The organism is Kamptonema sp. PCC 6506 (genome assembly GCF_000180455.1).
Classification (GTDB): domain Bacteria; phylum Cyanobacteriota; class Cyanobacteriia; order Cyanobacteriales; family Microcoleaceae; genus Kamptonema; species Kamptonema formosum.
On the sequence record NZ_CACA01000240.1, the window covers coordinates 1 to 11,538 of the forward strand.

Annotated in this window: 11 protein-coding genes; 5 read left to right on the top strand and 6 right to left on the bottom strand. The window is 44.1% G+C overall.

All coding sequences use genetic code 11. From position 1 onward, the window contains the following. A partial coding sequence (locus OSCI_RS12340; protein ID WP_420705287.1) for a calcium-binding protein occupies window positions 1-1,537 on the top strand: 1,537 nt, incomplete at its 5' end. Between the two features lie 116 nt (window positions 1,538-1,653). Here the strand turns inward: OSCI_RS12340 and OSCI_RS12345 are convergent. Beyond that, window positions 1,654-2,229: a hypothetical protein gene (locus OSCI_RS12345; protein WP_007355289.1), complete on the bottom strand. Its 576-nt coding sequence runs from the start codon at window positions 2,227-2,229 to the stop codon at window positions 1,654-1,656. Between the two features lie 262 nt (window positions 2,230-2,491). Here OSCI_RS12345 and OSCI_RS12350 point away from each other — a divergent pair, with 262 nt between their 5' ends. After that, on the top strand, window positions 2,492-3,514 hold the full coding sequence (locus tag OSCI_RS12350) for a YihY/virulence factor BrkB family protein (protein ID WP_007355290.1): 1,023 nt from the start codon (window positions 2,492-2,494) through the stop codon (window positions 3,512-3,514). A gap of 98 nt (window positions 3,515-3,612) precedes the next feature. On the opposite strand, the gene OSCI_RS28455 is transcribed toward OSCI_RS12350, so the two are convergent. Then, on the bottom strand, window positions 3,613-3,801 hold the full coding sequence (locus tag OSCI_RS28455; RefSeq protein WP_071592448.1) for a hypothetical protein: 189 nt from the start codon (window positions 3,799-3,801) through the stop codon (window positions 3,613-3,615). Next, the gene (locus OSCI_RS31970) at window positions 3,794-3,916 is read right to left on the bottom strand and encodes a hypothetical protein (protein WP_267879531.1); all 123 of its coding nucleotides are present in this window, start codon (window positions 3,914-3,916) and stop codon (window positions 3,794-3,796) included. Before OSCI_RS31970 ends, OSCI_RS28455 begins: the two co-directional genes overlap by 8 nt. A gap of 246 nt (window positions 3,917-4,162) precedes the next feature. Between OSCI_RS31970 and patX the strand changes: the two genes are divergently transcribed. Next, complete coding sequence (patX, locus tag OSCI_RS12360; protein ID WP_007355291.1) at window positions 4,163-4,390, top strand: heterocyst-inhibiting protein PatX; 228 nt, start codon at window positions 4,163-4,165, stop codon at window positions 4,388-4,390. 276 nt (window positions 4,391-4,666) lie between these two features. Here the strand turns inward: patX and OSCI_RS12365 are convergent, their stop codons facing one another. Continuing rightward, window positions 4,667-5,065, bottom strand: coding sequence for an ExbD/TolR family protein (locus OSCI_RS12365; RefSeq protein WP_007355293.1), 399 nt, complete (start codon window positions 5,063-5,065; stop codon window positions 4,667-4,669). Next, entirely contained in the window at window positions 5,049-5,702 is a 654-nt protein-coding gene (locus OSCI_RS12370; RefSeq protein WP_007355294.1) for a MotA/TolQ/ExbB proton channel family protein, read from the bottom strand. The genes OSCI_RS12365 and OSCI_RS12370 overlap by 17 nt, the downstream gene beginning before the upstream one ends. 419 nt (window positions 5,703-6,121) lie before the next feature. Between OSCI_RS12370 and OSCI_RS12375 the strand changes: the two genes are divergently transcribed. After that, window positions 6,122-7,972: a TonB family protein gene (locus tag OSCI_RS12375; RefSeq protein WP_007355295.1), complete on the top strand. Its 1,851-nt coding sequence runs from the start codon at window positions 6,122-6,124 to the stop codon at window positions 7,970-7,972. Between the two features lie 415 nt (window positions 7,973-8,387). On the opposite strand, the gene OSCI_RS31470 is transcribed toward OSCI_RS12375, so the two are convergent. Beyond that, window positions 8,388-8,561: a hypothetical protein gene (locus OSCI_RS31470; protein ID WP_007355296.1), complete on the bottom strand. Its 174-nt coding sequence runs from the start codon at window positions 8,559-8,561 to the stop codon at window positions 8,388-8,390. Between the two features lie 83 nt (window positions 8,562-8,644). On the opposite strand from OSCI_RS31470, the gene OSCI_RS12380 reads away from it, so the two are divergent. Further along, window positions 8,645-11,500 (top strand): TonB-dependent siderophore receptor, encoded by a 2,856-nt coding sequence (locus OSCI_RS12380; protein WP_148288833.1) that lies wholly within the window; start codon window positions 8,645-8,647, stop codon window positions 11,498-11,500. The last annotated feature ends 38 nt before the right edge of the window (window positions 11,501-11,538 follow it).

Here is an 11,538-nt window from a genome sequence, read left to right on the forward strand (position 1 = left end):
TGATGTCGCAATTGCTATTAACCCAGATAGTCAAAGTACCAGTAGTGCCAGTACGTTAACTTTCACTTCAGCTAACTGGAATGTACCGCAAACAGTCACAGTCACAGCCGTAAATGATAACCTAGTTGAAGGCAATCATACTAGCACAATTAATTACGCAGCAAGTAGTAGCGATGTCAACTATGATGCTATTAGTATTAACCCGATTACTAGCAATATTACTGATAATGATATCGCAACACCAACGCCAACACCAATTCCAATTCCAACGCCAATTCCAACACCGACACCAATTCCAACGCCAATTCCAACGCCAATTCCAACGCCATCGGTAACACCAACGCCAATTCCAACGCCAATTCCAACGCCATCGGTAACACCAACGCCAATTCCAACGCCAATTCCAACGCCATCGGTAACACCAACACCGACACCGACACCAATACCAACGCCATCGGTAACACCAACACCGACACCAATACCAACGCCATCGTTAACACCAACACCGACACCAACACTAACGCCATCGGTAACACCAACACCAATTCCAACGCCATCAGTAACTCCAACTTCAACACCAATTCCAACGCCATCAGTAACTCCAACACCAATTCCAATAACTAACAACATCCCCAATGATGATTGCATCTGCGAGACAATTTCTTATCCCGACTTAAACCAACCAAACTCAGTTGAAAACCGTATATTTGGTATATATAACCTTCAAATAGGTACGATAAAAAATGATGAGTTTTTAGGCAGCAATTCTGGCAATATATTCGATGCTAAATCAGGGGATGATAATCTATATGGTGGCGACAGTATAGACATCCTTAACGGTAATTATGGCAATGACTTTATTAATGGTGGCAAAGGTGATGACATCCTGTTAGGAGATGAAAATAATGATATTATTCTTGGCGATTATGGCGCTGATTTAATCTTCGGAGGGAAAAGTAATGACTTACTAAATGGCCTAGAAGATAATGACACCATTTTTGGTAATAGAAATGATGATTTTATCGACGGTGGCAAGGATAATGATGTTTTATATGGAGGCAAAGGTAAGGACACAATATTTGGCAGTGAAGGTAATGACTACCTATTGGGAAATCAGGAAAATGATACCATCTGTGGCGGTGAAGGTAACGATCTAATCAGTGGTAACGAACAATCAGATGTCTTAGCTGGTTGTGCAGGCAATGATACTATTTACGGCGGTAAAGACAATGATACTATCACGGGTGGAAAAAGTGATGACATTCTTTATGGAGACTTAGGAAGTGATAGTTTAATTGGCGGTAGCGGTAACGATATCTTTGTATTAAAAGCGGGTTATGGATTTGATACTATTGGTGATTTTACTATTGGTCAAGACTCGATTGGATTAACTGGTGGTTTGAGTTTCAGCCAGTTAGATTTCACGGAAAATGAGCGAGGAACAATCATCAAAAATCTCTTGACTGGAGAGCAGTTGGCTGTTACTATTGGTGTCACTAAAAGTGCGATCGCCTCGGCTAGTTTTCTGCTAATTTAGGTAGCAAATAGAAGTGGATCGCGCCTATAATTTATGCGATCGCTTTCTATTTGCTCGTAGCGATCTGAATCTACTCCTGGCTTACTATAAATTCAAAACTCGCCACTCAAAATTCCCTAAGATTTTAGATGTGGTAGTTGAATTAAAGGGTTTTTAGAAGCTGGAAGTTCGCTGGAAGCAGAGTAATTTGGATCGTTTGGATCGGAGACGAAATCGACTTCTACCTGACGGGCATTTTGCCCCTTGGCGAGTAAGTCAACAGCATCTCCCAGGGCGGAGGTTAAACTTTTACGAGTTTCAGCATGGTGAAGTTGTTCTGCTTTGAGGGTGGATGCTAAGTTATTAATTTCTTCGCGGGCGCGATCGCGTTCCAGTAGCACTTCTATAAGTTTTGCTTTCACTTCTTCCAGGGTTTGTAGTTGTTCAACCTCTTGATTGAGTGCAGTTACAGCCTTATTTTCATCCGCTATGCTTGAAGAGAAACTCTGAAGTTTCTGAATTTGTGCTTGCAAAGCTGCAATCGTTTGCTGATTTAGCTTAGCTTCCGCCCGTCGCTGCTGTGCTTCTGTGTTGTAGAGTTGTCGCCATTGGGCCGCACTCTCTAAGGCTGCTTCGCGATCGCGCACAACTTCTGTTAACTGCTGTTGCAGAGCCTTAATTTCATTTAACCACTGCCTGATATCCTGAGTCATATCGAGTTTTAATTATTAATTGCTAATTGCTAATTGCTAATTGCTAATTGCTAATTGCTAATTGCTAATTGCTAATTGCTAATTGCTAATTGCTAATTGCTAATTGCAACTTACTGTTCTTTCCCCTTTTTTAGCATAGCTAGGGAGGAGCAAAGCGGTTACTTTATAATCATTAGAACTTACCACCCCCATTAAAAAAGGAGAAAATAAAATTGCACATCCTGCCAGTTGCTAGTTATCCTGCCATCAGCCATCAGCCATAATGAACATTTTTCGTAATTTGCGCCACCTTATTTTAGCTATGTTTCAGGGGCTTTGGAGACTCCTGAGATACATAATTAGGCGTTCGCGTCGTTTTTTCAATTTCTTTGGCCACCTAAACTGGACAACTCTCAAGGAAGTTGGCGATCGCGCTGGAAAGCAGCGCTTGCTGGGATTGTCCGCTGAAATGGCCTACAATGCCATGTTAGCCCTATTCCCTGCACTTTTAGCTGCGATCGCAGCAATTGCTTTATTTGAATCCTTACAGTCTACACTTTATCAAATGGCGCGGCTGTTAGGGGAGATAGTCCCGAATGAAGTTCGCACTTTAATTCGTAGTTTAATCCAAGAAATCCTCCAAACTCGCAACCAAGAGATATTTTCTGTCAGTTTTATTGGGACACTTTGGGCATTTTCTGGAGTTTTAAGTGCAGCGATGGCTGCACTCGATCAAATCCATCAAATTCCTGCCGATCGAATTCGACCTTTTTGGAAAGCCAAACTTGTTTCTATAGGATTGAGTATCGGGACAATTATGCTATTGATTTTAGCTTGCGGAGTTGTATTTATCAGCGATCTAATTGTGCAAATTGTAGCTCGTCAAAGTTGCTTTCTAGAAACCGTATCAAATTGCCCGTTCCAAGATATCTCTAATTGCCAATTACTACCCCTCCAATCTTGTCCGCTAGAGTCAAAGTTGTTAGCTGTTTGGAAGTTGTGGCGCTGGCCAATTACTTTAGGGATTGTATCATTTGCCTTCGCCTTTATCTATCGCTACGGGCCCAGTCGTCACCGCCGAGGAACGCCGATTTTACCCGGAGCAATTCTCGCCGCTATTTGTTGGGCGGGAATCTCTGGTTTGTTGCGGTTTTATGTTTCTCATTTTGGTAATTATAACTGGACTTACGGCACTATTGGAACTTTTATTATTTTGCTATTATGGCTTAATTTCAGCTCTTTGGTAATGCTTTTAGGTGCTCAGTTAAATGTGACTGTCGGCAAGGCGATGAAAAGGAAGGGGTAATTGCTAATTAATCAGAAAATTTTTTTCTTGAGGACTCGCGCACCCAACCAAAGAAACCGGTTTTTTTGACGAAAATACTTCTTTCTAGCTAGGCCCAATTATCTTCTCTGGAGAGTGCTGAGAATTCCCGTTCCAATAGAAAGTAAAAGTAGCAGCCATAAAATACCGCCAGGAATGAATGTTAGTATGCCAAAACCTCTAAGTAACCAGATGATAACGGTAATACCTAGTATAATACCGAAAATGCGGGTAAATAATGGAGCCCGAAGCTTACGAGAATTAGTCATATTCAATATCAAATTCAATATCTGTTTGGTGAAAAACCAGAACAACTTCCTTGTCAGACCCTTTGGCAAAGATGTTGGCGATCGCCTCACACTCGCTCTTACTCTGATAATACATATTAAGATATTTTTGTCAATCAATCTCACCCAAATAACCAGATTTAGAGCTTATGTAAACTTTTGTGAAGACAGCGAGGGGTTACACCCCCTACCGTGCTAGATTAATACAGTAGATGCACCCTGATGGCTTTCCCGCTCCTTGGAGCGGGATTTTTGTTTGAGCTTAAGAATTTAGAAAAATAGTGTCCGGATTGGTTAGGGGATTGTCCGTATCAGGTATTGGACACAGAGACGGACACTACTCATGAAAACCTACACAGCCATTATTTTCTTCGCCCTGTTCGGTATCAGCTTCGGCGCTAATGTTCAAGCGATCGAATACCAGTCAATTGAAGAATTTCAATCCAGCGCTGCCCTACATATGCTTTCAGCACAAACCCAACAAAAGGGCGAGCGTGCTCCTGAAAGAGGCAGCGGTCGCAGAGACTTTATCGCTCCTAACGTTTACAGCTATCCTGCTGATGAGTTTTAATGGAATTGCAACTGCCTTGCTCGATAACTCAAGATTTCCACTGTTCTGCGGTTGGTCTGGGTTGGGTCTTTACCCCTAGAACTCTATATGATGTTCTGAGCTTTTACCATCTCAGGCTCAACGGCGATTCTACTTGCTGTTACCAAATTTAGGAGTGTGTTTTGTGCCTGAGTAAGTCTACCATAAAAAATCTTAACCGCCAACCGCCTAGAGATATAAGCGTCTGGCGGTTTTGTATATTGAATGCTGATTGATATTTCTACGTTGATGGGATTACTATTTTTGTGTAGCGATCGCCAACTTTGCCCCCTTCACCTGACGCACTCGATCCATCACCTCAATCACTCTACCGTGATAAACACCTTTATCCGCATTTAACACCACTAACAAATCTTCACCAGGCTTGACTTGCTGACCAACTGCGCCTGCAAGGTTCTCCAACTGAACTGGCTGGCGGTTCAGCCACAACTTCCCCTGCAAATCAATCGTTACCGTCGCTTTTGCTGGCTGTCCACTTTGTGCTGTTCCTGCTTTTGGCAAGTTCACTGGCAACCCTTCAGAACGAGTTAAGTACAAAGTTGACATGATGAAAAACGTCAAAATCGCAAAAATCACATCGATCATCGGCACAATATTTATTTGTGCTGGTAAATCCGGTTCATCTTGTAGACGCATAAGACCTCTCTTTTCGTTCGTAGCGATGGCGGTAAAGCAATTCTAGCTGACCGCAGTATTCCTGAATTAGCGCAATTTGGCGGAGGTAAAATCCTCTAAATGTATTGGCGAACATCATTATGAAAATAGCCACTACTAATCCCGATGCAGTAGAAACCAAAGCTTCACTAATCCCAGAAGTAACACCTGCCGTTTTACTACCTCCCACATCCCCCACTTTCAGAGAGGCAAAGGAGGTAATCAAACCCAAGACGGTGCCGAGAAGCCCAAACAGAGGTGAAAGGCTGATAATAGTGTCGAAAAAGTTGTTGAATCGCTTCAAATTTGGGATCTCAGCTTGGGCTTCACTTTCTAGCGCTAAGCGAAATTCTTCTGGATTTGGGTCTTCGAGTTCCAATGCGGCCAGAAAAATCCTGGGTAGCGGTAAGTCGGCATTTTGTTTGAGCAGTTCGATCGTACCCACTAAATTTTCCAACTGGTAGAACCTGAGTGCTTGTTTAATGACGGGAGCCTGCCGTTTCATCACTCGATACCAAAATCTCACCCGCTCTACGATCAGTGCCGTTCCCACTACCGAAAATCCCAGCAACGGCCACATGACCGCGCCGCCGGCTGTAAATAATCTATCTATTGCCATTACAGTCGCTTAAAATTTTTGAGAATTTTGTCAATACTTCTAAGAGTATCTGATATTAATTTGCAACAATTTTGAATTTAATAAAACTTAATATTTAAGCGCTCGCCGAGCTATCGCAAACGCTAACTGTGAGCTATAAGCGGAAAACCTCGTATTTAAGCAGCTTTGAAGGGCGATCGGGTCGAGAAAAGCCCTTACAAGCTTTAATTTATCTTAAGTTTCATTAAGTTGTGTAACGAATAATAAATTAAAGTCATATTGTTTTGCAATTAACTTGCAATAATCACAGCAGATATGAGAATATCAAAAGCAACAAATTTGTGTTTAAGTTCGGCTTATTAAAGATAAAGTCATTTGGGGCTGAAATCTTTAAGTTGGTAGCCATAAGGCAATGTCCCGTTTGCGAGGGTTTGGAGAATATGAGCTTGTCAAGTATTTGTACAGAGCAGCGACAAAAAGAGCAGGAGGCTCTTAAGAAGTTTCTGATCTACAGTCTCGCAGGTTCAGCAGCGCTGCACGTTGTATTGCTAGCTGTCGGCGCTAGCGGTTTTTTGGAGCGATCGCTGGAACTAGCAGAAGAGCCAATTGAGATTGTTGTAGTTGAGGATACTAACGCCGAACTAGAACCCGATCCCAAAATTGCCAAAGATATTCCTCCGCAAGAGTTCAAGCCAGTTGAAGGCTCTGTTCTAGAATCTCCTATTGGCTCTAAAACTGCTGAGCCAACTGCCCCCGAACCAACACCGGAACCAGTAGTCGCCTCCCCCGAACCAGCACCGGAACCAGTAGTTGCCTCCCCCGAACCAGCACCGGAACCAACAGTAGTCGCCTCCCCCGAACCAGCACCAGAACCAGTAGTCGCCTCCCCCGAACCAGCACCGGAACCAGTAGTTGCCTCCCCCGAACCAGCACCGGAACCAACAGTAGTCGCTTCCCCAGAACTAGCACCGGAACCAACAGTAGTCGCCTCCCCAGAAGCAACACCGGAAACAACACCGGAAACAACAGTAGTCGCCTCCCCAGAACCATCACCAGTAGCAACACCCGCAGCGATCGCTCCTTCGGCATCAACTACATCGACTGCATCGCAGGATGTGAAAAAGTTGGGAGACTTATCTAAAGCCTCAACTAGCTCCAAAGGCACGGCAACAGAAACAAAAGGTACAGATACAGGAACAGGTACAGGTATAGGTACAGGCACAGGTACGACAACCACAACAGACACAGGTACAGATACAGGTACAGGTATAGGTACAGGCACAGGTACAACAACCACAACAGACACAGGTACAGATACAGGTACAGGCACTAGCAAAAGTGCCCCGACTGTTGAAGCGTCAACAAATACTGGAACCAAAACCAATAACTCAGAAGGAAACAGAGACGGTTTAGGTACAAATTCAGGACGAGGTAGGGGTGCTTGTCAGGGTTCCTGCGAATACCAATACGAACGCAAGGACTCCCTTGGTGAAGCTATAGGCGATACCCGTTTGAGAGTGAGGGTAGATTCCAAAGGTAGAGCCGTTGACGTGGAAGTGTTAGGCTCCAGCGGTGACGAAGAAGCAGACCGAGCTGCTATTGAAGCCGCGCGGGAGGCACGCTATGCTCCATCAACAGGCGGCGAGGAACGGTGGCAAAGAGTTAGGGCCAATCATGGTATGGAAGGCTCCGCTCGTGACGCTGAAAATCGCGATCGCTTGCAGCAACAGCAAGAAGAAGCCAGTCGCCAAGCAGCAGAAGCCGAAGCTGAAGCTAACAATCAGAGGCAGGCTCCTTTTTCCGAAATAGTTGATGTACCTCCCGAACCCAGCAACTTTACACCTGATACGCCAGCACCACCGGAACCTGTGGAGCAAGCGCCACCACCGGAACCTGTGGAGCAAGCGCCACCGCCGGAACCTGTGGAGCAAGCGCCACCGCCGGAACCTGCTTATGAAGAGCCTGCACCGGAACCTGCTTATGAGGAGCCTGCACCGGAACCTGCTTATGAAGAGCCTGCACCGGAACCAGCTTATGAGGAACCTGCGCCGGAGCCTGCTTATGAGGAGCCTGCGCCAGAACCAGCTTATGAGGAACCTGTCTATGAGGAACCTGCCTATGAGGAACCTGCCTATGAGGAACCTGCCTATGAGGAGCCTGCTTATGAGGAACCTGCTTATGAGGAACCTGCGCCAGAACCAGCTTATGAGGAACCAGCTTATGAAGAACCTGCGCCAGAACCAGCTTATGAGGAGCCTGCGCCGGAATCTACGACTGGTGAAGATGGTTAAGACGCTATCAGTGGAAGGATCGATTATGAAGGATCGGAGCGAAGTTATTCATCCTTAATGCTTTCAAGGTCGATCCCTTCCACTTTTTACACTTATTCTTTCTCACCCTGAAATCTTGAGGTCTGCGATCGCGCTTTTTTCTTCAAGAGATTTTATCTGGCTGTTGCAATACTTTATTCAAAATAATTCTTAATTAGTTTTAGTATTGCTTGGCTCTAATTATTATTTGTGCAGGTGCTATTAATAATTTTAATTCTTATAAGTTACCGCTCGAAGACATAAGCAAAGTCTTCTTTTTTGCTGCCAAGATTGCCGCTATATATAGCTTATAGCGAAAGACTTCACTAGGATTACAGCCTAAAATCCTTTATAGTCTAGTGGCGTAACGCACTCAAAAAATAACAAAAATTCTTAATTAGAATTGAAATTTTTGCTTGACATTGATAAGAGAGTATTGTAATCTTACAAAGTTAATGCGAATAGTTACTGATAAGTGCTTGATTGTTGACAATGCTGGCACGATCGCCACTTGTACCCGGAAACTAGATTGAAACAGCGATCGCACGGATACGCTTTCAGGAGAGTACAACTGACGGGGTGCAAGTCAATCGGTGTCTTCACTCTTACTTACAGATGGCTTACGTCTCAATTTTTTAAGTGTGTGGTGTGAAAATGAAGCTGTCTCTACCGTTTTTCTGTGTTGCACTGCTAGGCGTTGGTATCATGCCAGTAGCAGCGGCAGGGCCAAGGAGTTTCTCTGAAGGCACTAATTTAGACCGAACTGAAGTAGAACCTGCGATCGCCCCCGATCCGAGTTCAATAAATCGCTCAAAAGAGGACGATCGCGCTCAATGGTGGGCGATCGCATCTGCGAGCGATCGCGAAAAACCGATTGAACAAAAGCCCTCATCCCAAAGCGAGGAGTTAGAAGTCAAGCTAGCTATAGAAAATCTTGACCGAAAACCCAATTCCGACTTAACACTCGATCCAGAATACAATCGCGATCGCGCTGCTCCTACTCCTAATATTGAACCGACAGCGCAGCCAAAAGAGCCAACAGCAGAAATACCGAAATTAGATGAAATCGAGCAACATAACACCAATGTTGAAGGATTTTTTCAGCGATCGCAAGCAAGTTTTACATTTTCTGAAAACGTACAAATCTCTCAATCAGTCGTACAAGTTACAGGCGTACAACTAAACCCAACTCCCGCAGGTTTAGAAGTTATTTTAGAAACAGCAGCAGGGCAAGTGTTACGAGCAAATACTAGGACTTCCGGCACAACTTTAATTGCAGAGATTTCTAATGCTCAATTAGCCTTACCGGGAGGTGGAGAATTTAAGGCGGAAAATCCCTTTGAAGGGATTACTTCAGTCACAGTGACAAATGTTGATGCTAATAGCATTCGCATCAGCATTACCGGGCAAGAAAGATTGCCAATAGCAGATGTAATTAGAAGCGCAAGTGGTTTAACTTTAAGTGTCACGGCTGATGAAGAAATTAATATCACCGTCACCGCCAGACAAGCAACTCCCTATCTCGCTCCCAATGCTTCCACTGCAACCAGAACCGATACGCCAATTCGAGACGTTCCTCAGTCGATCCAAGTAATTCCTCAAGAAGTCATAGAAGATCAACAAGCGATCCGAGCAGAGGACGCACTACGCAACGTCAGCGGTATTACCTTTGACGGTGGTGGAGAAGGTCAGGGATTAAGTATCGCTATTCGTGGTTTTAGTAATGCTCCTGTTTTGACTAATGGTTTCAGAGAGTATGGTGCTATACAAGGGTCTGAATTGTTGCCAGACACGGCAAACATTGAGCGCATCGAAGTTCTCAAAGGGCCAGCTTCAATCTTATTTGGTGAAGTTCAACCGGGCGGTGTTATTAACGTTGTTACCAAACTGCCGCTGTCAACTCCATTTTACGAGGGTGAAGTTCAGTTAGGCAATTATGGGTTTGCTCGTCCTCGCCTTGATATTTCCGGCCCCTTAACCTCCGATGGTAGTTTACTCTATCGATTGAATGCAGTTTACGAACACTCAGAAGGGTTTCGTGACTTTGACCAAGATATCGATCGAGTCCTAGTTGCGCCAGTGATAACTTGGAAAATTAGCGATCGCACTGATTTCACAGTTCTATTGCAATATTCAGACATCCAGCAACCTCTAGACTTTGGTAGAATTGCTGTGGGCGATCGACTGCTCGATACTCCTCGCCGTCGCATCTTTGGAGAGCCAGACGATTCCACAAAAATCCAACTTTTCACTGTTGGATATGACTTTGAACATCGGTTTAGTGATAACTGGAAATTTCGTAACGCATTTCGATATTCAGATAGACATACCGAGCAAAGATTTGCTTCGTTCCCCTTCACATTTGATGAGGCAACTGGCATTGCCGAGCGCTATTACGGTGGGTTTGACTTAGACAGTAAAAATTACTCCCTACAAACAAATATTGTGGGAAACTTCGCCACAGGTTCAGTGAAGCATACCCTCTTAGCGGGGGTTGATTTGAATCGATTGGATGACGAAGGAATTGGAAGGCTGGATTTTGGCTTACCGACACCATTAAATGTCTTCGATCCAGTATATGGATCTGTTCCCAGGCCTGAATTTCAAAATATTCCTGGTTTCTTCGATCAAAAGCTAGAGGTCAACAGAATAGGAGTCTATTTACAAGATCAAATTGCAGTCCTTGATAATTTAAAACTGCTGGCTGGCATCCGCTACGACACGGTAGAGCAAACAATCGGTAGTTTAGAGGGGTTTTTCCGTTCTACTGATGTGAAAAATACTGAAACTAATGATGCTTTTACGCCGCGAGTGGGAATTGTATATCAACCTATTCCAGAGATTTCTCTCTACGGCAGTTATTCGCGATCGTTTCTTCCCGTCACAGCAACTTCCGCCGATGGTAGTCTCTTAGCACCCGAAGAAGGTGAGGGATTTGAATTCGGTCTTAAAACTGAATTATTCCAAAATAGACTTTCTGCTACTTTGGCGTATTTTGACATTACCAAAAAAAATGTTGCCACTACTGACCCCAACGATTCATTTTTCTCTATAGCAACAGGCGAACAACGAAGTCGAGGCGTAGAGTTGGATCTTTCTGGTGAGATTCTGCCGGGATGGAATATTATTGGTGGCTACGCTTACACGGATGCTGAAGTTACCAAGGATAATGCAATTGAAGTGGGTAATCGCTTGATTGGTGTTCCCAAACATAGCGCCAGTATGTGGACGACTTACACCATTCAAACCGGTGAGTTACAAGGGTTAGGCTTCGGAATTGGATTTAACTACGTTGGGGAACGAGAAGGGGATCTTGATAACAGTTTCCAGTTGGATAGTTATTTCCTTACTGATGCTGCTATTTTTTACCGTCGAGACAATTGGCGCTTCGCAATCAATGTTAAGAACATTTTTAATACTGACTACTCTCCAGGAACACCTAATGGCAGAACAAGAATTGAAGTTGGGGAACCTTTGAGAGTAATTGGTTCATTTTCAGTGCAGTTTTGATAGTTATAAGTAGAAGGAAGAAGGAAGAAGGGAGAAGA

Bases quoted from the DNA above. Each gene is read 5' to 3' on its own strand.
- OSCI_RS12345 (WP_007355289.1), bottom strand. From the start codon at position 2,229: ATGACTCAGGATATCAGGCAGTGGTTAAATGAAATTAAGGCTCTGCAA.
- OSCI_RS12350 (WP_007355290.1), top strand. From the start codon at position 2,492: ATGAACATTTTTCGTAATTTGCGCCACCTTATTTTAGCTATGTTTCAG.
- OSCI_RS28455 (WP_071592448.1), bottom strand. From the start codon at position 3,801: ATGACTAATTCTCGTAAGCTTCGGGCTCCATTATTTACCCGCATTTTC.
- OSCI_RS31970 (WP_267879531.1), bottom strand. From the start codon at position 3,916: ATGTATTATCAGAGTAAGAGCGAGTGTGAGGCGATCGCCAACATCTTT.
- patX (WP_007355291.1), top strand. From the start codon at position 4,163: ATGAAAACCTACACAGCCATTATTTTCTTCGCCCTGTTCGGTATCAGC.
- OSCI_RS12365 (WP_007355293.1), bottom strand. From the start codon at position 5,065: ATGCGTCTACAAGATGAACCGGATTTACCAGCACAAATAAATATTGTG.
- OSCI_RS12370 (WP_007355294.1), bottom strand. From the start codon at position 5,702: ATGGCAATAGATAGATTATTTACAGCCGGCGGCGCGGTCATGTGGCCG.
- OSCI_RS12375 (WP_007355295.1), top strand. From the start codon at position 6,122: ATGAGCTTGTCAAGTATTTGTACAGAGCAGCGACAAAAAGAGCAGGAG.
- OSCI_RS12380 (WP_148288833.1), top strand. From the start codon at position 8,645: ATGAAGCTGTCTCTACCGTTTTTCTGTGTTGCACTGCTAGGCGTTGGT.